Genomic DNA, 18,257 nt, shown 5'->3' on the forward strand with positions numbered 1-18,257 from the left:
GGGTGAGTCTACCTGCCCCGCCCTGATATGGAGGATCTTCCCATGTGGCTGTTCCTGGCCTTTCTCATGGTCCCGCTGATCGAAATCGCCCTGTTCATCCAGGTGGGCGGGTTGATCGGCCTGTGGCCGACGCTGGCGGTGGTCGTCCTGACGGCGGTGATCGGGACCTGGCTGGTCAAGGCGCAAGGGCGGCTGGCGATGGACAACCTGCGCCGCAGCTTTTCCGACCTGGACGATCCCAGCGAGCCGCTGGCGCATGGGGCGATGATCCTTGTATCGGGCGCGCTGCTGCTGACGCCGGGGTTCTTTACCGATGCGGTGGGCTTTGCCCTGCTTGCGCCGCCGGTGCGCACGGCGGTCTTTGCCTGGCTGCGTCGGCGGGTGCATGTGACCCGGTTCCAGATGGGACCGGACCCGCGCGGCCCGGTTTATCCCGATCCCCGTGCCGGATCCGGCCAGGGCGACGTGATCGACGGCGAGTTCACCGAGGTTCCCAAGGAGAAGGCCCCCAATCACCCCGGTTCGGGCTGGACGAGGCATTGAGGCTTTGCGCGGGCGCTGCTATGCCTCGCGCTGAGATTTTCACGGGAGACCCGACATGGCAGACACCAACGGCAACGGGCAGGCACCACAGCCGCCCAAGATGAGCATTCTGGCCCAATTCATTCGCGACCTGTCCTTTGAGAACATCCTTTCCCAGAAAGGTGTCAGCGGCGAGGTTCAGCCCGATGTGCAGGTGCAGGTCAACCTGGACGCCAAGAAGCGCACGGCCGACAACCAGTACGAAGTGGTGATGAAGCTGAAGATCGAGTCGAAGGCCAAGTCGACCGGTGACATGCTGTTCCTGCTGGAACTGGACTATGCCGGTGTCTTCTCGATCGAGAACGTTCCCGAGGACCAGCTGCACCCCTTCCTGCTGATCGAATGCCCGCGGATGCTGTTCCCCTTCGTGCGCCGGATCGTTTCGGACGTGTCGCGCGACGGTGGTTTCCCGCCGCTGAACCTGGAAACGATCGACTTCCTGGCACTGTACCGCAACGAGATCGCGCGTCGCCAGGCGGCACAGGGCGACCAGGCCCCGGCCTGAGGGTTTCCGGCGCTCAGCTTTTCAGCCAGAGCGCCTCTTCCCCGAGTGTTTCGACAAAGGCGGCGTGAGCCGCCTTTTCCTTTTCCGTCAACCGGCTGGGCAGCGGATTGCTGCGCGGGCGCGGACGCCAGACCGGCTCGGCGCCCGTGCTGCCACCACCGGCGCCATGCGACGACAGGCCGAAGTCCGGCTGTTTTCCCCCGATCAGTTCAAGGTAGACCTCGGCCAGGATTTCGGAGTCGAGAAGCGCCCCGTGCAACGTCCGCGAGGAGTTGTCGATGCTGAACCGGCGGCAGAGCGCGTCGAGCGAGGCAGGTGAACCGGGAAAGCGGCGCCGTGCCATGTCCAGCGTGTCGATAGCGCAATCCTTGGCCAGGGGCGGGCGGTTGGCCCAGCGCAATTCGGCATTCAGAAATTTCACGTCGAACGAGGCGTTGTGGATGACCAGCTTGGCATCCTCACCGATGAAGGCGCGGAATTCGTCCACGATCTTGGCGAAGACCGGCTTGTCGCGCAGGGTAATCTCACCGGGTTTGGCCGGGCGCGGCGGTTCCAGCAGGTCGGGCCCGATGCCATGGACGCCGAAGGCCTCGTCCGGCATCCCGCGTTCGGGGTTGATGTACTGGTGATAAGTGCGCCCGGTGGGCACGTGGTTGTACAGTTCCAGCGCCCCGATTTCGACGATGCGGTCGCCCTGTTCCGGCTCGAACCCGGTGGTTTCCGTATCGAGAACAATCTCACGCATGTTGCAACCTTTGTTCGATGTCCTTCAGCACATCCTGCACCTGGGCGCGGGCATGCTCAAGCGTGTCGGTTTCGATGACATAGGTGGCGCGAGCGCATTTTTCCGCGTTGGGCATCTGGCGGGCGAGGATGCGGGCCAGGTCATCGGCACTCATGGTGCCCCGGGCAAGCACGCGCCCCTCTTGCGTTTCACGGGAAACATTCACGCAGGCGGTGGCGTCCATTTGCGCATCGCCGCCGGTTTCGAACAACAAGGGGATGTCGAAAACGCCGATGGCCTGCGGATGGGCAGCGATGAAAGCCTCCCGGTCCTCTTGCACAAGCGGATGCACCATCTCTTCGATCCGTTTCAGCGCAGTGGCATCATCAGCGATGATCCTGCGCAGCGCGTCGCGGGAAACCTGTTCGTTTTCAATGGCTTGGGGAAAGATTTTCCCGATGGGTGCAACCGCGGCACCCTCTGGTCCGTAAAGCCGGTGCACGGCCGCATCCGCGTCCCAGACGGCGCAGCCCGCATCCGCGAACATCTGTGCGGTGGTCGATTTGCCCATGCCGATAGAGCCGGTCAGGCCAAGCTTGAACCTCATGCCAGGACGATCTGGCGCGTCGCCTCGTCAACCTCGGGGCGGGCGCCGAACCAGCGTTCGAAACCGGGCACCGCCTGGTGCAGGAGCATCCCCAATCCGTCGACAACGGTACAGCCCTGCGCGCGCGCCTCTGCCAGCAGGCGGGTTTCCAGCGGCGCATAGACGAGGTCCGTCACCAACATGTCCGGGGTCAACGCGTCCAGCGGCACGCGGAACCGGGGCTTGCCGGTCATGCCCAGCGAGGTGGTGTTCACCACGGTGGCACAGCCCTCGACAATGTTACCGGCCTGCACCCAGTCGAAGACCTGCACCTTGTCGCCGAAGTCCTCGCACAGCTTTTCCGCCCGCGGGCGGGTGCGGTTGGTCAGCCGGATCTCCGGCACACCCACATCAAGCAGGGAGGCGATCACGGCGCGGGCCGCGCCCCCTGCCCCGAAGACCGTGGCCGGCCCCGAGGCCGGATCCCAGTCCGGCGCATTCTGCTGCAGGTTCTGCATAAAACCGTAGCCATCGGTGTTGTCGGCGTGGATGCGCCCGTCCTCGCGGAAGATCAGTGTGTTCGCGGCCCCGATCAGCCGGGCGCGGTCCGAGACGCTGTCGGCGATCTGCATCACCTTTTCCTTGTAGGGCACGGTGACATTGAGGCCGACAAAGCCAAGCTGCGGCAGGAGTCGCAGGGTGTCCGCCAGCTTGTCCTCGGGCACGTCGATGGGCACGTAATGCCCGGGCAGACCATGCGCCTGCAGCCAATGTGAGAACAGGCGCGGAGAGCGGGAATGGGCCACGGGGGACCCGATGACGGCGGCAAGCGGAATGCGTGCGAGGCTCATGCGGCGATGGTTCCTCTGTTCGTCAGGTAGGCCAGCAGTTCCAGCAACGGCAGACCCAGAATGGTGAAATGGTTGCCCTCGACCCGGGCAAAGAGGCGGACACCTTCGGATTCGAGCTTGTAGCCCCCAACCGAAGTACCGACATCCGGCCAGTTCCGGTCGAGGTAGTCATCGAGGTAGCTGTCCGAGAAAGGTCGCATGGTCAACCGCGCAGTGCCGACGTGGCGCCAGACCGGCTGCGCCTCGTGATAGAGGACGGCGGCGGAGAGAAGACGGTGGGTTTCCCCGCGCAACCGACAGAGCTGGTCCCGCGCCTCCTCGCGGCTTTGCGGCTTGGACAGGGTGGTGCCCTTGGCGTCGAGTACCTGGTCACAGCCAAGCACCAGTTTTTCCGGGTAGCGCTGCCCCAGCTTGCGCGCCTTGGCCTCTGCCAGGGTGTCGGCAATGTCGCGCGGGCTGGCCTCTTCGAGGGTGAGGGCAGCCTTGAGGCTGTCCTCATCCACGCGCGGCGATTCGGTTTCGATCACGAGCCCGGCGGCGCGGAGCATGTCGGCCCGGATCGCGGAGCTGGAGGCGAGAAGAAGATCGGCAGGCATGGGGATGAAACCGGGGAAAATTCGGTGTGCAGGCTTGTCGATGTTTCTGAGGAAAAAGCGCGGCACATGCAAGGCTGGGGGCGAAACAGGCGGTCTTCCCCCGCAGTGCAGCACTCATCAGGCTGTGAGAAAGAACAAGAGGTGCCCGGTGCGAAGATGGCCAGAGAATGGTTTGCCAGAAGAGTTATCCCGAATGGAGAACCTTCGGGAATTTTGGGCTAACCATTTGAAAACAAGTTCTCTATCGAAAGATGTTCGAAACCGTCACGGTGCTATCCCGCGAGTTTTCCCGAGGTCTTTCCCTGTTTGGAAGGCTGGGGACAAACCGATAATCCACAGATCGGGGAGCCCCTAACACTTCATAAACCTTTTCTTTTATCTATTTATTAAAGAAAGGGTGTTCCGCGATCTTCATTGACGGGAAGCCTTGCAATGCGATACGCACCGTCAGCCTTCGTCCGAAGGCGATCTTTCCCGTTAGACAAAGGATGTGTGGGCCTCCGGGCACCACGTTATGTGCCATGAGCGAAGAAAAGCTTAACCTGTCCGACCTGAAGGCGAAGAGCCCCAAGGATCTTCTGGCGATGGCCGAGGAACTGGAAATCGAAAACGCCTCGACCATGCGGAAGGGCGAGATGATGTTCCAGATCCTGCGCGAGCGCGCGGATGAGGGATGGGTCATCTACGGGGACGGGGTCCTGGAAGTGCTGCAGGACGGGTTCGGCTTTCTGCGATCGCCCGAGGCGAACTACCTGCCCGGTCCGGACGACATCTATGTCTCGCCGGACATGATCCGCAAATACTCGCTGCGGACGGGGGATTCGATCCAGGGCGAGATGAAGGCACCGGACGGGGAAGAGCGGTACTTTGCGCTGGTGACGGTATCGGAGATCAACTTTGAAGAGCCGGAACGCGCGCGGCACAAGATCGCCTTTGACAACCTGACGCCGCTGTACCCGGACGAGCGCCTGAAGATGGAGATCGAGGATCCGACCATCAAGGATCGTTCGGCGCGGATCATCGACCTGGTGGCCCCGATCGGCAAGGGCCAGCGGAGCCTGATCGTGGCGCCGCCGCGGACGGGTAAGACGGTACTGCTGCAGAACATCGCGACGAGCATCGAGCGGAACCACCCGGAGTGTTACCTGATCGTCTTGCTGATCGACGAACGTCCCGAAGAGGTGACGGACATGCAGCGGTCGGTGAAGGGTGAGGTGATTTCCTCGACCTTCGACGAACCGGCAACGCGACACGTGGCCGTGTCCGAGATGGTCATCGAAAAGGCCAAGCGCCTGGTCGAGCATAAACGAGATGTTGTTATCCTTCTGGACTCGATCACCAGACTTGGTAGAGCCTTCAACACCGTGGTGCCGTCGTCGGGCAAAGTTCTGACCGGTGGTGTCGATGCGAATGCGCTGCAGCGGCCCAAGCGGTTCTTTGGCGCGGCGCGGAACATCGAGGAAGGTGGTTCGCTGACGATCATCGCGACGGCCCTGGTGGATACCGGCAGCCGGATGGATGAGGTGATCTTTGAGGAATTCAAGGGCACCGGCAACAGCGAGATCGTGCTGGACCGCAAGGTGGCGGACAAGCGGGTCTTCCCGGCGTTGGATATTCTCAAGTCCGGCACGCGGAAAGAGGACCTGTTGGTGGACAAGATCGACTTGCAGAAGACCTTTGTCCTGCGGCGCATCCTGAACCCGATGGGCACGACCGATGCCATCGAGTTCCTGATTTCCAAGCTGAAACAGACCAAGACCAACACCGAGTTCTTCGATTCGATGAACAGCTGATCCTGTCATGGACACGATCTTTGCCCTGGCGAGCGCGGTCGGGAAAGCGGGCGTTTCGGTTGTGCGCGTGTCCGGACCCCTTGCCTGGGAGGCAGTGGAACGGCTGGGTGGACCCCTGCCCCGCCCGCGCATGGCCTCTGTCCGGCGGTTGATTTCGGCGGGCGGGGATTTCCTGGATGAGGCTCTGATCCTGATCTTCGAGGACGGGGCGAGCTTTACCGGGGAACGCGTGGCCGAGTTCCAAGTGCATGGCAGCGTGGCCGTGGTTCAGGCGCTGTTGCGGGAGCTAGGCGAAATGCCGGGTCTGCGCGGGGCGGAACCAGGGGAATTCACCCGGCGAGCCTTGGAAAACGAGCGTCTGGACCTGAGTCAGGTCGAGGCCTTGGCGGACCTGATCGACTCGGAGACCGAGCAGCAGAGGCGGCAGGCCTTGAGGATGCTGACCGGGGCGCTGGGGACCCGCGTGGGAGAATGGCGCGAGAAGATCCTGCGCGCCGTGTCCTTGTTGGAAGTGACGATCGACTTTGTCGATGAAGAGGTGCCGGTGGATGTCTCGGACGAAGTTCGGGATCTCTTGCAGTTTGTCAGCGAAGAAATCCGGCGTGAGCTGCGCGGATTGGAGTCGGCAGAGCGGGTGCGGCTGGGGTTCGAGGTGGCGATTGTTGGTCCGCCGAATGCGGGCAAGTCGACGCTGTTGAATTACCTCGCCGGTCGTGATGCGGCGATCACCTCTGACGTCGCGGGCACCACCCGGGACGTGATCGAGGTGCGTATGGATATTGGAGGCCTGGCCGTGACCCTGCTGGACACGGCCGGTCTGCGCGACTCGGATGACAGTGTCGAACAGATTGGCGTGGCGCGGGCCCGGGAACGGGCCGGTGCGGCCGACCTGAGGGTTCACCTTGTGCCCGAGGGGGACACCCCCATGCTGGCGGTTGCCGAGGGCGACATCGTCGTCACCGCAAAGGGGGACAAGGCTGGCCAGGGTGTGTCCGGACTGACGGGTCTTGGCGTGCCCGAGCTTTTGTCGCGGATCGAAGCGCGTCTGGTCGAAGAGGTGCAAGGCGCCGGGCTGGCCTCGCGCGAACGGCACAGGGTTGCGCTGGCCGAGGGTCTGACCCATCTGGAACAGGCGCAGGTGCTTTTGAATGATGGTCTCGACGTGTACGATGTGACCAGCGAGGAAGTCCGTATCGCCTTGCGGGCTTTGGAACAGCTGGTGGGTCACGTGGATGTCGAACAGGTTCTTGACCAGATCTTTTCCAGCTTCTGCATTGGCAAGTGAGGAGTGTTTCACGTGAAACATGAGGCCTTTGATGTTGTCGTCGTGGGCGGCGGCCATGCTGGAACCGAGGCTGCCGCGGCTTCGGCCCGGATGGGTGCACGCACGGCGCTTGTGACCCTGCGCCTCCAAGATCTTGGGGTCATGTCCTGCAACCCCGCGATTGGTGGTTTGGGCAAGGGACATCTTGTCCGTGAAATCGACGCGATGGACGGGATCATGGGGCGGATTGCCGATGCAGCGGGAATCCAGTTTCGCCTGTTGAACCGACGCAAGGGGCCGGCGGTGCAAGGCCCCCGTGCCCAGGCGGATCGCCGGTTATATGCCGAGGCGATGCAGGCCGAGATCGCGGGTACGGAAAACCTGCAGGTCATCGAGGGTGAAGTCGTAGACTTTCTGATGTCCGGTGGCCGCGTCGAGGGCGTAGCGCTGGCGGATGGCTCCGAGATCCGGGCGGTGTCGACGGTGCTGACAAGTGGCACCTTCCTGCGCGGAATCATTCATATCGGCGATGTTCAGAAGCCGGGTGGCCGGATGGGTGATCGCCCGTCGGTCCGTCTTGCTGATCGTATCAAAGAGATGGACCTGCCGATTGGCCGGTTGAAGACGGGGACGCCCCCGCGTCTCGACGGGCGCACCATTGACTGGAGCGGCCTCGACATGCAGCCGGGCGACGATGACCCGGTGATGTTTTCCTTTCTCTCCCCTGCTCCGCAGGCGCGGCAGATTTCCTGTGGTATCACGCATACCACGGAACGCACTCATGAAATCATCCGGGACAACCTGTCCCGCTCTGCAATGTACGGCGGGCATATCGAAGGGGTTGGCCCGCGCTATTGCCCCTCGATCGAGGACAAGGTGGTGCGGTTCGCGGACAAGACCTCTCACCAGGTCTTCCTGGAGCCGGAAGGTCTGGATGTTCCGACGATCTATCCGAACGGGATTTCGACCTCCCTGCCCCAGGATATCCAGGAGGCCTATGTCCGGAGCATTCCCGGTCTTGAACGGGTCGAGATCATGCAGCCCGGCTATGCCATCGAATATGACTATGTGGATCCCCGCGCGCTGGCGGCGACATTGCGCTTGCGTGACGTTGAGGGGCTGTACCTGGCCGGGCAGATCAACGGAACAACGGGATATGAGGAAGCAGCCGCCCAAGGTCTTGTCGCCGGTCTGAACGCGGCGGCTCAAGCGCAAGGCCGAGAGGCGATCAAGTTCTCGCGGACGGAAAGCTATATCGGGGTGATGCTGGATGACCTGACCACGCGGGGCGTCAGTGAACCCTACCGGATGTTCACCAGCCGGGCGGAATTCCGTCTGTCCTTGCGGGCCGACAATGCGGATCAGCGCCTGACGCCGAAGGCTATTGCGCTTGGCACCATGTCCGCCGGGCGGCGCAGCGCCTATGATGACAAGATGGAGCGTCTTGCGACGGGTCGGGAGAAACTGGATGCGGTGTCGTTCAGCCCTAACCAGTTGAGATCCATCGGGATCAACGTCAACCAGGATGGCGCTCGCCGAAGCGGGTTCCAGATGCTGTCGTTCAAGGATGTTTCCCTGCAAACCCTCGTGCAGCTGGACGAGGGTCTGGGGGATCTGGATTCGGAAACAGCCGCGCAGCTGGAGCGGGAGGCGTTGTACGCGAATTACCTGGAACGCCAGGCGCGGGACGTGGAAGTTCTCAAAAAGGATGAAGCTGTTGAAATCCCGCTGGGATTCGATTTTGAATCCCTGCAGGGTCTGTCCAACGAGTTGAAGATGAAGCTGTCGCGGACACGGCCGGAAACAATAGCTCAGGCGGGTCGAATCGACGGGATGACACCGGCGGCCTTGACCTTGATTCTTGCCAAGTTGCGTCAGCATTTGCGTAAAGACGCGGTATGATCACGTCTGAAACTCTTGGCCTCGATGTTTCACGTGAAACACTGGAGCGCCTGAATCACTACTTGGCACTACTGAACAAGTGGAATCCGCGCATCAACCTGGTCGCGCGGGCCACGCTGGCAGAGGCCGTCGACCGGCATTTCGCGGACTCCGCCCAATTGGTGACAGTCCTCCCCCGGCCTTTGGGCCATTGGGTCGATATCGGCAGCGGGGGTGGTTTTCCCGGGCTTGTTGTTGCAACCCTCCTGGCGGAACGCGCGCCGGGTATGTCCGTCAGCCTGATCGAATCGGACACCCGCAAGGCGACCTTCCTGCGCAGTGTCATCCGTGAAACCGGCCTTTCGGCCAAGGTCCACGCGCAGAGGATAGAGGCCTGTGCACCCCAAGAGGCGACAGCCCTTTCAGCACGTGCCCTCGCCCCCTTGCCGAAGCTGATGGAATTTGCGGCACGCCACCTTGCCCCGGGGGGGACTGCATTGTTCATGAAGGGCGAAAGCTGGGGAAAAGAGCTCGAAGACGCACGCAGCCAATGGCAATTCTCCTGCACCCCGCATACAAGTAGAACCAACCCAAACGCAGTTGTCCTGGAAATCGGAGACCTCGTCCATGTCTGATCCGACTCGCCCCCCGGGTCCGAAAATCATCGCCATCGCCAACCAGAAAGGCGGAGTGGGCAAGACCACGACGACGATCAACCTCGGGGCCGCGCTGTGCGAACAAGGGCACAAGGTTCTTGTGGTGGATCTCGATCCGCAGGGGAACGCCTCGACCGGACTGGGGATCGAGCCCGAAGACCGAGAGTTGACGACCTACGATCTGCTTCTGGGCGATGTTTCCCCGGCGGACGTGATCCTCAAGACCTCGACCGATAACCTTTCCCTCATCCCCGCCACGGTGGACCTCAGCTCGGCAGATATCGAGCTGTATTCCAACGAAAAACGCAGCTTTCTGCTGCATGACGCGCTGCGTCAACCCGCACTGGATGACTTTGGATTCGACGTGATCCTGGTGGATTGTCCGCCCTCGCTGAACCTGCTGACGGTCAATGCGATGGTCGCCGCGCATTCCGTCTTGGTCCCCCTGCAAAGCGAGTTCTTTGCGCTCGAAGGCCTGTCGCAACTCATGCTGACGATCCGCGAAGTCCGCCAAAGCGCCAATCCATCGCTGCGGATCGAGGGCATCGTCCTGACGATGTACGACGCCCGCAACAACCTCTCCCAACATGTCGAGGCGGATGCGCGGGCCAACCTCGGGGACCTCGTGTTCTCGACAGTGATCCCCCGCAACGTTCGTGTGTCCGAAGCGCCCTCCTACGCGCTGCCGGTGCTGGCCTATGACACGTCTTCGAAAGGGGCGCAGGCCTATCGCGCCCTGGCCGAGGAACTGCTGAAGAAAAACGACAAACGGGCGGCCTGAACGGCGGTCAAAGAGGACGGGCATGGCAGAGAAACCCAAGAAAGACACCCGCCGCGGCCTGGGTCGCGGCCTTTCGGCACTCATGGCAGACGTGGGTCCGGCGCAGGAAACCACCCAGGCGGAAAGCCCCCGCCGGGCAGACCGCATGGTGCCGATCGAATCGCTGATCCCCAACCCGGACCAGCCCCGGCGCAGCTTTACCCAGGCCCAGCTGGATGAACTCGCTGCCTCGATCCGGACCAAGGGCGTGTTGCAACCGCTGATCGTGCGCCCCTCTCCGCATCAAGACGGCAAGTTCGAAATCGTCGCGGGTGAACGTCGCTGGCGCGCTTCGCAAATGGCGCAGCGGCATGAAATCCCGGTCCTCGTGCGGGATTTCGACGATACCGAGGTGCTCGAAGTTGCCATCATCGAGAACATCCAGCGGGCAGACCTGAACGCCATCGAAGAGGCGGCGGGCTATCGTCAGCTGATGTTCAAGTTCGGTCACACGCAGGAAAAACTGGCCGAGGCCCTGGGCAAGAGCCGCAGCCACATCGCCAACCTGATGCGTCTTTTGAACCTGCCCGAAGGCGTGCAGGAGATGGTCTCCGAGGGCCAGCTGAGCGCAGGTCACGCCCGGGCGCTGATCACGGCGACCGATCCGGACGCATTGGCAAAGACGGTCTTGGCCAAGGGCCTGTCGGTGCGCGAGACCGAGAAGCTGGCCAAGCAGATGAACCCGGAGGCCAAGCCGCGCAAGAAGGCGCCCGAGGGGGCGTTCCACGTGGACAAGGATGCCGACACGCGCGCCCTCGAGGGGGATCTCAGCGCTGCGCTTGGCATGAAGGTGCGGATCGACCACAAGCCCGGCGATGACGCGGGGCGCCTGACGATCTCCTACGATACGCTGGAACAGCTGGACGCGCTCTGCGGCTTGCTCAGCACCTCGCGCTAGGCGTCAGGGCAGGAGGGCGGCAATCACCGAGTTGAGCACAAGCCGCCCCTGCCCCGTTGCCCGCAGCATCGGGCCGTTCTGCTCGACAAGACCCAGTCCCTGCAGGTCTCGGATCGCGGCATCAGGCGCGATCCCATAGTCCAGGGCCCGCAATCTCTCAACATCTAGTCCTTCAGTCAGGCGCAACCCCATCATGAGGTATTCTCCAGCCTGATCTTCCAGGGACAGGAGATCCCGGCTTTCCAGCCCGCTCCCGGCCTCGGCCTGCTCCAGCCATTTGCCCGGCGCGGACCAGGCCACAGTGGATTGCCGCGTGGCACCGCTGCCGATTCGCCCATGTGCGCCGGGCCCGACACCCACCCAGTCGCCGTAATGCCAATACACCAGGTTGTGCCGCGACTGCGCCCCGGGCCGGGCATGGTTGGACACCTCGTAGGCCTCGTATCCGGCGGCCTGGCACAGCTCCTGGGTCAGTTCGAACATGTCCGCCGCCAGGTCCTCTTCCGGCAGTCCACGCAGGCCCCCGGCCCGCGCCCGGTCCCAGAAGGCGGTGCCTTCCTCGACCGTCAACTGGTACAGCGACATATGATCGACGGCCATTTCCAGCGCCTCTGACAGTTCCGCGCGCCAGTCCTCAAGCGTCTGGTTCTGGCGGGCATAGATCAGGTCGAAACTGACCCGGTCAAAGACCGACTGCGCGACGCCAAAGGCTGCGCGCGCTTCGTCGACGTCGTGCAAGCGTCCCAACCGCTTCAAATCCTCGGCCCGCAGGGACTGCACGCCCAGCGACACGCGGTTCACCCCGGCGCGGGCGTAGCCTTCAAAGCGCCCCGCCTCGACGGAACGCGGATTGGCCTCCAGCGTGATCTCGACGTCATTGGCAAAGGTCCAGCAGTCGCGCGCCGCCTCGATCACGGCGGCCACCGTTTCCGGCGCCATCAGCGAAGGCGTTCCGCCGCCGAAAAAGATCGAACTGAGTACCCGACCCTGGCTCTCGGCCCCCGCTCGGCGGATCTCCTCCGCCAATGCCCTGGCCCAACGGGCCTGGTCGATGCCCTTCACGACATGGCTGTTGAAATCGCAATAGGGGCATTTGGCCTCGCAGAACGGCCAGTGGACATAAAGCCCGAACCCGCCGATCTGCCAGTTTTCCGGGGCTTTACGCGTCAAAACATCCCGCCACGAATTTGCGGAAAGCATCCGCCCGGTGGGAAATCTTGTTCTTTTCCCAGCGGTCCATTTCGCCAAAGGTCACGTCATAGCCTTGCGGCTGAAAGATCGGGTCATAGCCATGCCCCTGCGAGCCGCGCATGGGCCAGACCACCCTGCCCTCCATCACGCCGGGAAAAACCAGGTCCTCGCCGTCCGGCCAGGCCAGCACCAGCGTACAGCAGAACCGCGCGGTCCAGGGTTGCGGTATACCGCTCTCCTGCAGCCGGTCATGGGTTTTTCCCATCGCCATGATGAAATCGCGGCCGCCATGCGGGGTTTCGGCCCAATCGGCGGTATAGACCCCGGGCGCCTTGTCCAGGGCGTCGATCTCGATACCGCTGTCATCGGCCAGCGCCGGCAGGCCGGTGGCCTTTGCTGCGGCATGGGCCTTGATCCGTGCGTTCTCGACAAATGTCGTCCCGGTCTCTTCCGGCTCCGGCAGGCCCATCTCGGCGGCCCCCACGCAGGTCACGCCATACGGGTCCAGCAGATGCGCGATCTCGTCCAGCTTGCCCTGGTTGTGCGTGGCCACCAGCAGCTTGTCGCCTTCGAACCGTCGGGTCATGCCACGGCGGCCCGCTGGGCTGCCACCAGTTCCGAGACGCCCTTTTCCGCCAGGTCCATCAGGCGGCCCATCTCGTCGCGGGAAAAGGTCGATCCCTCGGCGCTCATCTGCACCTCGATCAGGCGCCCGTCACCGCGCAGGATGAAATTGCCGTCGGTGCCGGCCTCGCTGTCTTCGGGGTAATCCAGGTCCAGCACCGGCTGCCCGGCGTAGATCCCGCAGCTGATGGCGGCCACTTCGGACACCAGCGGATCGGTGATCACGTCCCCGGCCTTCATCAGCTTGTTGACTGCCAGCCGCAGGGCCACCCAACCGCCGGTGATCGAGGCACAGCGCGTGCCACCATCGGCCTGGATCACGTCGCAGTCCACGGTGATCTGGCGTTCGCCCAGGGCGTTGCGGTCAACACCCGCACGCAGCGCGCGTCCGATCAGCCGCTGGATTTCCACGGTGCGGCCGCCCTGTTTGCCGGCCTGTGCCTCGCGCCGCATCCGGCTCGAGGTCGAGCGCGGCAGCATGCCGTATTCCGCTGTCACCCAGCCCTGCCCCGAGCCCTTGATAAAGGGAGGCACACGCTCCTCCAGCGAGGCGGTGCAGAGCACATGGGTGTCGCCCATGCGGATCAGGCACGATCCTTCGGCATGTTTGGTTACACCCGTTTCGATTGAAACGGCGCGCATTTCGCTTAAATCTCGTCCCGACGGTCGCATTGTCATCCCTTCCTGATGGTCACGCAGGGGATAGACAGCGGCAGCCCACGGATGCAACCCCGATTGACGTTCCGGCCAGAGGCTCTTTAATGGCGCCGCAGAGGGCAAGAAGATGAATGAGGCACGCGAACTCCTGTCCCAGATGAACGACCGCTCGCGCGAGGTATTCCGGCGCGTGGTCGAGGGATATCTGGCCAGCGGCGAACCCGTCGGGTCCCGCACGTTGACCCGTACCCTGTCGGAAAAGGTCTCGGCGGCGACGATCCGCAACGTGATGCAGGACCTGGAATACCTGGGCCTGCTGGACAGCCCACATGTGTCTGCCGGACGAATCCCGACGCAGCAGGGATTGCGGATGTTCGTCGACGGCTTGCTGGAGGTGCGCGACCTCGACGATCAGGACCGCGAAAAGCTGGATGCGACTCTGGGGCGCAACGCTGGCGATGTCTCGGGGCTGCTGGATGCGGTGGGCTCGGCCCTGTCGGGGGTGACGCATGGGGCCTCGCTGGTACTGACACCCAAGCACGAGGCGCCGCTGAAACATATCGAGTTCGTCAGCCTGGCGCAGGACCGTGCGCTGGTGGTGATCGTCTTTGCCGATGGTCACGTCGAGAACCGGGTTTTCACCCCGCCGCCGGGTCTGACCCCCAGCGCGATGCGCGAGGCGGCGAATTTCACCAACGCGCTGGCCGAGGGCCGCACCCTGACAGAGTTGCGCAAGGCGATGCAGGCCGAGATTTCCAAGCGCCGTCAGGAGATCGACGGCCTGGCCGCCGCGCTGATCGATGCGGGCATCGCCGTCTGGGATGGCAGCGGCGACAGCAGCGAACGGCTGATCGTGCGCGGACGGGCGAATCTGCTCGAAGAGGATTCGGCCCAGGAAGAATTGGAACGCATCCGCAGCCTGTTCGACGACCTCGAACGCAAGCGCGATATCGCCGAGTTCCTCGAACTGACCGACGAAGGCGAAGGGGTGCGCATTTTTATCGGCTCCGAGAACAAACTTTTCTCACTTTCGGGTTCCTCTCTGGTGGTCTCTCCATATATGAACGCGGACCGAAAGATCATTGGCGCGGTGGGCGTGATCGGCCCGACCCGGCTGAACTATGGCCGGATCGTTCCGATCGTGGATTACACGGCGCAGCTGGTCGGGCGGATGATCGCCGACCGGAGTTAGAGGTGGAAGGCATGGCAGACCCGAAAAAGGATGATTTTCTCGACGATATCGACGCGGCCGAAGCCGAGGAGCAGGCCGGGTTGAACGAGGAAATCGACGATATCGCGATGGAAATTGACGCACTGCGCGCCGAGCGGGACGACTACAAGGACAAGTTCATGCGGGCGCTGGCGGATGCCGAAAACGCCCGCAAGCGCGCCGACAAGGACCGTCGCGAGGCGCAGGCCTATGGCGGCACTCGCATCGCGCGCGACCTGCTGCCGGTCTATGACAACCTCAACCGGGCGCTGACCGCGGCGCAGGAATCCGAAGGCGCCTCGACCGCGCTGGTCGAAGGCGTGGAACTGACGCTGAAAGAGCTGCTGAAGGTGTTTGAGCGTCATGGCGTGACCCGGATCACCCCCGAGGTCGGCGAGCGCTTCGACCCGCAACAGCACGAGGCCATGTTCGAGGCCCCGGTGCCGGGCACCAAGGCGGGCGAGATCATCCAGGTCTCGGCCGAGGGGTTCATGCTGTACGACCGGCTGTTGCGGCCCGCGCAGGTTGGCGTCAGCTCGATGCCCGCGTCCTGAACCGGTGAATGGCGGGTTTTCCCGCCCTGCGCATCAAGACCGCGTGGCGCCGGTGGCACGCGCTGGGCGGCCAGCCCCCCAGACCCCCCGGGGCTATTTCGACCAAGAAGAAGCACAGCCGCCGGACAGGGTGTCAGCCTTTGTCCAGCAGTGCCTTGAGATCATAAAGCGCATCCAGGGCCTGGCGTGGGCTCAGGTCGTCGAGCGTCATGTCGCGCAGCTGTTCCTCGATCTTTGATGTTTGCCGTGCCACCGGCGGTTCCGATGCGCGGGCGGCAGCTGAGAAGAGCGGCAGGTCGTCGATCAGCGCCTTGGGCGAGGCGCGTTCCCGTTCACCCTTTTCCAGCGCCTCGAGAACGTCGCGGGCGCGGGTGATGACCGCGGCAGGCAGGCCGGCCAGTTGAGCGACCTGCACGCCGTAAGAGCGGTCGGCAGCGCCTTCATGGACCTCGTGCAGGAAGATCACCTCGCCATCCCATTCCTTGACCGCCACGGTGGCGTTGCGGACCCCGTCCAGCTTGCCCGCCAGGGCGGTAAGTTCATGATAATGCGTGGCAAAGAGGCCGCGAACCCGGTTGACCGCCTGCAGGTGTTCCAGCGTCGCCCAGGCGATCGACAAGCCGTCGTAGGTGGCGGTGCCGCGGCCGATCTCGTCGAGGATCACCAGCGCGCACTCGTCGGCCTGGTTCAGGATGGTGGCGGTTTCGACCATTTCGACCATGAAGGTTGATCGTCCGCGCGCCAGGTCGTCGCTGGCGCCAACGCGGCTGAAGATCTGGCTGACCAGCCCGACGTGCGCCGATTGCGCCGGGACGTAAGAGCCGATCTGGGCCAGGAGCGCGATCAGCGCGTTCTGCCGCAGGTAGGTCGATTTACCGGCCATGTTCGGCCCGGTCAGCAGGGTGACGGCAGCCCCCTGCCCGTCCGCGCTGAGATTGCAGTCATTGGCGATGAAGGGTTCGCCGGCCACGGCCAGCGCTGCCTCGACCACCGGGTGCCGTCCGCCTTCGACGGCAAAGGCGCGGCTGTCATCGACCCTTGGCAGGCACCAGTCCCGCTGCCGGGCGAGTTCTGCCAGGGCCAGCGCCAGGTCGATCTCGGCCAGGGCCAGCGCCAGGTCGGACAGCGCGGGCGCCTGGTCCATGATCTCGGCCCGCAGGTCCTCGTAGATGCGGCGCTCGATCTCCAGCGCCTCGTTGCCGGCGTTCAGGATGCGGCGTTCGAGTTCCGACAGTTCGACGGTGGTGAACCGGACCTGGTTCGCCGTGGTCTGGCGGTGGATGAACCGCTCGGAGAGCGCGAACATCTTGTCCGCGTGCACCGCTGTCGTCTCGATGAAATACCCCAGCACGTTGTTGTGCTTTATCTTGAGCGAGGTGACGCCGGTTTCCTGCGCGTATTCCCCCTGCATCCGGGCAATGACGCCCCTGCCCTCGTCGCGCAGCGTGCGCGCCTCGTCCAGCGCGGCGTCGAACCCCGGTGCGACAAAGCCGCCGTCGCTGACGCGCAGGCCCGGTTCCGCCACCAGCGCCTCGTCCAGTCTGTCCAGCAGGGCCTCCTGCCCCTTCAGCGCGGCGCAGGACCGGGCCACCAGGTCCGGCAGGTCGACACCGGACAGCCGGTCCGCGATCTGCCCGGCCTGCGCCAGCGCGGTGCGCACTGCTGCCAGGTCACGCGGGCCGCCCCGGTCCAGCCCCAGCCGCGACAGCGCTCGGTCGACGTCAGGCACCTCTTTCAAGGCGCCGCGCAGCATGTCGGCCATCGGTCCCTCGACGCCCCAGCGCACCGCCTCCAGCCGCTCGTGGATGACTGCCAGATCGCGTGAGGGCGAGGCGACGCGCCGTTCCAGAAGGCGCGCACCGGCGGAGGTCACGGTCATGTCGATCACCGACAGGAGAGAGCCCTTGCGCCCGCCCTGCAGGCTTTCGGTCAGTTCCAGGTTGCGCCGGGTGGCCGCGTCGATCTGCAGGATGCGGCTGACCTGTTCCTGCCGGGGCGGTCGCAGCAGCGGCAGGCGGCCTTTCTGGGTGATGTCCAGGTAATCGACCAGTGCGCCCATCGCGGACAGTTCGGCCCGGTCGAAACTGCCGAAACCGGTCAGCGTCTGCACCTTGAACAGCTTGCACAGCCGCCCCTCGGCGGCGCCGGATTCGAAGCTTGCGGCGCCCAGCACCGTGGGGTCGATCCCGAGGTCGCCCAGCACCTCGCGCAGGGTGTCCTCTGTCGCGTCGGAGCACAGCAGTTCCGAGGGGGCCAGCCGGGCCAGTTCGGCGCCGATCCGCGCCCGGCCCAGCGGCATCACGTGAAACGCGCCGGTCGAGATATCCGCCCAGGCCAGCGCCCATTCCCTGCGCACGTGGCCAAGAGCGGCCAGGAAATTGTGCCGCCGTGCCTCCAGCAGCGAATCTTCGATCAGGGTGCCCGGCGTGACCAGCCGCACCACGTCGCGTTTGACCACGGATTTCGAGCCGCGTTTCTTGGCCTCTTCGGGGGTTTCCATCTGTTCGCCCACGGCGACGCGGAATCCCTTGCGGATCAGGGTCAGCAGATAGCCTTCGGCGGCATGCACCGGAACGCCGCACATCGGGATGTCGTCCCCGGCGTGTTTGCCGCGTTTGGTCAGCGCGATGTCCAGCGCCGCGCTGGCCGCCACCGCGTCGTCGAAGAACAGTTCGTAGAAATCCCCCATGCGGTAGAACAGCAGCGCATCGGGATGGTTTGCCTTGATCTCGAGGTACTGCGCCATCATCGGCGTGACAGCGGTATCCCGTGGTGTACTCTTTCCCGCGTTGTTAGCGCTCACGTAGCTTCCCCCCGGCGATTTCGCGTGACATTAAGACGGGTAAAGAGCGGGGAAAACCGCAA

At 63.9% G+C, this 18,257-nt stretch carries 18 protein-coding genes; 10 read left to right on the top strand and 8 right to left on the bottom strand.

Going from position 1 to position 18,257, the window contains the following annotated elements:
• Nucleotides 1–42: 42 nt before the first annotated feature.
• Both G9Q80_RS27375 and secB read left to right on the top strand, forming a co-directional pair.
• A complete protein-coding gene (locus tag G9Q80_RS27375; protein WP_043142859.1) occupies nucleotides 43–543 on the top strand; it encodes an FxsA family protein in 501 nt (166 codons plus the stop codon).
• A 55-nt stretch (nucleotides 544–598) separates the two neighbouring features.
• On the top strand, nucleotides 599–1,087 hold the full coding sequence (gene secB, locus G9Q80_RS27380) for a protein-export chaperone SecB (protein WP_043142856.1): 489 nt from the start codon (nucleotides 599–601) through the stop codon (nucleotides 1,085–1,087).
• 13 nt (nucleotides 1,088–1,100) lie between these two features.
• Here the strand turns inward: secB and dnaQ are convergent, their stop codons facing one another.
• Genes dnaQ through G9Q80_RS27400 form a run of 4 tightly spaced genes read right to left on the bottom strand, consistent with a single transcriptional unit; the run spans nucleotide 1,101 to nucleotide 3,844 of the window.
• The gene (gene dnaQ / locus G9Q80_RS27385) at nucleotides 1,101–1,832 is read right to left on the bottom strand and encodes a DNA polymerase III subunit epsilon (RefSeq protein WP_088715956.1); all 732 of its coding nucleotides are present in this window, start codon (nucleotides 1,830–1,832) and stop codon (nucleotides 1,101–1,103) included.
• On the bottom strand, nucleotides 1,825–2,418 hold the full coding sequence (coaE, locus tag G9Q80_RS27390; RefSeq protein ID WP_088715957.1) for a dephospho-CoA kinase: 594 nt from the start codon (nucleotides 2,416–2,418) through the stop codon (nucleotides 1,825–1,827). Before coaE ends, dnaQ begins: the two co-directional genes overlap by 8 nt.
• Nucleotides 2,415–3,248: a shikimate dehydrogenase gene (locus tag G9Q80_RS27395; protein ID WP_088715958.1), complete on the bottom strand. Its 834-nt coding sequence runs from the start codon at nucleotides 3,246–3,248 to the stop codon at nucleotides 2,415–2,417. Before G9Q80_RS27395 ends, coaE begins: the two co-directional genes overlap by 4 nt.
• Nucleotides 3,245–3,844: a Maf family protein gene (locus G9Q80_RS27400; RefSeq protein WP_043143121.1), complete on the bottom strand. Its 600-nt coding sequence runs from the start codon at nucleotides 3,842–3,844 to the stop codon at nucleotides 3,245–3,247. Before G9Q80_RS27400 ends, G9Q80_RS27395 begins: the two co-directional genes overlap by 4 nt.
• A gap of 521 nt (nucleotides 3,845–4,365) precedes the next feature.
• On the opposite strand from G9Q80_RS27400, the gene rho reads away from it, so the two are divergent.
• From rho to G9Q80_RS27430, 6 genes are read left to right on the top strand one after another with little or no spacing between them, the layout of a single operon-like run.
• A complete protein-coding gene (gene rho / locus G9Q80_RS27405; RefSeq protein ID WP_043142844.1) occupies nucleotides 4,366–5,637 on the top strand; it encodes a transcription termination factor Rho in 1,272 nt (423 codons plus the stop codon).
• Between the two features lie 7 nt (nucleotides 5,638–5,644).
• The gene (gene mnmE / locus G9Q80_RS27410; RefSeq protein ID WP_088715959.1) at nucleotides 5,645–6,922 is read left to right on the top strand and encodes a tRNA uridine-5-carboxymethylaminomethyl(34) synthesis GTPase MnmE; all 1,278 of its coding nucleotides are present in this window, start codon (nucleotides 5,645–5,647) and stop codon (nucleotides 6,920–6,922) included.
• 3 nt (nucleotides 6,923–6,925) lie between these two features.
• Nucleotides 6,926–8,803, top strand: coding sequence for a tRNA uridine-5-carboxymethylaminomethyl(34) synthesis enzyme MnmG (gene mnmG, locus G9Q80_RS27415; protein ID WP_088715960.1), 1,878 nt, complete (start codon nucleotides 6,926–6,928; stop codon nucleotides 8,801–8,803).
• Nucleotides 8,800–9,417: a 16S rRNA (guanine(527)-N(7))-methyltransferase RsmG gene (rsmG, locus tag G9Q80_RS27420; protein WP_088715961.1), complete on the top strand. Its 618-nt coding sequence runs from the start codon at nucleotides 8,800–8,802 to the stop codon at nucleotides 9,415–9,417. The genes mnmG and rsmG overlap by 4 nt, the downstream gene beginning before the upstream one ends.
• The gene (locus G9Q80_RS27425; protein ID WP_069211168.1) at nucleotides 9,410–10,219 is read left to right on the top strand and encodes a ParA family protein; all 810 of its coding nucleotides are present in this window, start codon (nucleotides 9,410–9,412) and stop codon (nucleotides 10,217–10,219) included. The genes rsmG and G9Q80_RS27425 overlap by 8 nt, the downstream gene beginning before the upstream one ends.
• 22 nt (nucleotides 10,220–10,241) lie before the next feature.
• Entirely contained in the window at nucleotides 10,242–11,156 is a 915-nt protein-coding gene (locus G9Q80_RS27430; protein ID WP_088670016.1) for a ParB/RepB/Spo0J family partition protein, read from the top strand.
• Nucleotides 11,157–11,159: 3 nt separating this feature from the next.
• On the opposite strand, the gene hemW is transcribed toward G9Q80_RS27430, so the two are convergent.
• Genes hemW through rph form a run of 3 tightly spaced genes read right to left on the bottom strand, consistent with a single transcriptional unit; the run spans nucleotide 11,160 to nucleotide 13,643 of the window.
• Nucleotides 11,160–12,326 carry a radical SAM family heme chaperone HemW gene (gene hemW, locus G9Q80_RS27435; protein ID WP_232788249.1) on the bottom strand — a complete coding sequence of 389 codons (1,167 nt, stop codon included), beginning with the start codon at nucleotides 12,324–12,326 and terminating at the stop codon, nucleotides 11,160–11,162.
• Nucleotides 12,316–12,933: an RdgB/HAM1 family non-canonical purine NTP pyrophosphatase gene (gene rdgB / locus G9Q80_RS27440; protein WP_088715963.1), complete on the bottom strand. Its 618-nt coding sequence runs from the start codon at nucleotides 12,931–12,933 to the stop codon at nucleotides 12,316–12,318. Before rdgB ends, hemW begins: the two co-directional genes overlap by 11 nt.
• Entirely contained in the window at nucleotides 12,930–13,643 is a 714-nt protein-coding gene (gene rph / locus G9Q80_RS27445) for a ribonuclease PH (RefSeq protein ID WP_043143117.1), read from the bottom strand. Before rph ends, rdgB begins: the two co-directional genes overlap by 4 nt.
• 112 nt (nucleotides 13,644–13,755) lie before the next feature.
• Between rph and hrcA the strand changes: the two genes are divergently transcribed.
• Complete coding sequence (hrcA, locus tag G9Q80_RS27450) at nucleotides 13,756–14,820, top strand: heat-inducible transcriptional repressor HrcA (protein WP_043142824.1); 1,065 nt, start codon at nucleotides 13,756–13,758, stop codon at nucleotides 14,818–14,820.
• Between the two features lie 11 nt (nucleotides 14,821–14,831).
• Nucleotides 14,832–15,392, top strand: coding sequence for a nucleotide exchange factor GrpE (locus tag G9Q80_RS27455; protein ID WP_043143115.1), 561 nt, complete (start codon nucleotides 14,832–14,834; stop codon nucleotides 15,390–15,392).
• 133 nt (nucleotides 15,393–15,525) lie between these two features.
• Here the strand turns inward: G9Q80_RS27455 and mutS are convergent, their stop codons facing one another.
• Nucleotides 15,526–18,141, bottom strand: coding sequence for a DNA mismatch repair protein MutS (mutS, locus tag G9Q80_RS27460; protein WP_088715964.1), 2,616 nt, complete (start codon nucleotides 18,139–18,141; stop codon nucleotides 15,526–15,528).
• Nucleotides 18,142–18,257 lie beyond the last annotated feature (116 nt).

The organism is Mameliella sp. LZ-28 (assembly GCF_012274245.1).
In the GTDB taxonomy this organism is placed as follows: Bacteria; Pseudomonadota; Alphaproteobacteria; order Rhodobacterales; family Rhodobacteraceae; genus Antarctobacter; species Antarctobacter albus.

What these genes read in the sequence shown, in the direction of transcription:
- G9Q80_RS27375 (WP_043142859.1), top strand. Translation starts at nt 43, where the DNA reads ATGTGGCTGTTCCTGGCCTTTCTCATGGTCCCGCTGATCGAAATCGCC.
- secB (WP_043142856.1), top strand. Translation starts at nt 599, where the DNA reads ATGGCAGACACCAACGGCAACGGGCAGGCACCACAGCCGCCCAAGATG.
- dnaQ (WP_088715956.1), bottom strand. Translation starts at nt 1,832, where the DNA reads ATGCGTGAGATTGTTCTCGATACGGAAACCACCGGGTTCGAGCCGGAA.
- coaE (WP_088715957.1), bottom strand. Translation starts at nt 2,418, where the DNA reads ATGAGGTTCAAGCTTGGCCTGACCGGCTCTATCGGCATGGGCAAATCG.
- G9Q80_RS27395 (WP_088715958.1), bottom strand. Translation starts at nt 3,248, where the DNA reads ATGAGCCTCGCACGCATTCCGCTTGCCGCCGTCATCGGGTCCCCCGTG.
- G9Q80_RS27400 (WP_043143121.1), bottom strand. Translation starts at nt 3,844, where the DNA reads ATGCCTGCCGATCTTCTTCTCGCCTCCAGCTCCGCGATCCGGGCCGAC.
- rho (WP_043142844.1), top strand. Translation starts at nt 4,366, where the DNA reads ATGAGCGAAGAAAAGCTTAACCTGTCCGACCTGAAGGCGAAGAGCCCC.
- mnmE (WP_088715959.1), top strand. Translation starts at nt 5,645, where the DNA reads ATGGACACGATCTTTGCCCTGGCGAGCGCGGTCGGGAAAGCGGGCGTT.
- rsmG (WP_088715961.1), top strand. Translation starts at nt 8,800, where the DNA reads ATGATCACGTCTGAAACTCTTGGCCTCGATGTTTCACGTGAAACACTG.
- G9Q80_RS27425 (WP_069211168.1), top strand. Translation starts at nt 9,410, where the DNA reads ATGTCTGATCCGACTCGCCCCCCGGGTCCGAAAATCATCGCCATCGCC.
- G9Q80_RS27430 (WP_088670016.1), top strand. Translation starts at nt 10,242, where the DNA reads ATGGCAGAGAAACCCAAGAAAGACACCCGCCGCGGCCTGGGTCGCGGC.
- rdgB (WP_088715963.1), bottom strand. Translation starts at nt 12,933, where the DNA reads ATGACCCGACGGTTCGAAGGCGACAAGCTGCTGGTGGCCACGCACAAC.
- rph (WP_043143117.1), bottom strand. Translation starts at nt 13,643, where the DNA reads ATGCGACCGTCGGGACGAGATTTAAGCGAAATGCGCGCCGTTTCAATC.
- hrcA (WP_043142824.1), top strand. Translation starts at nt 13,756, where the DNA reads ATGAATGAGGCACGCGAACTCCTGTCCCAGATGAACGACCGCTCGCGC.
- G9Q80_RS27455 (WP_043143115.1), top strand. Translation starts at nt 14,832, where the DNA reads ATGGCAGACCCGAAAAAGGATGATTTTCTCGACGATATCGACGCGGCC.
- mutS (WP_088715964.1), bottom strand. Translation starts at nt 18,141, where the DNA reads ATGATGGCGCAGTACCTCGAGATCAAGGCAAACCATCCCGATGCGCTG.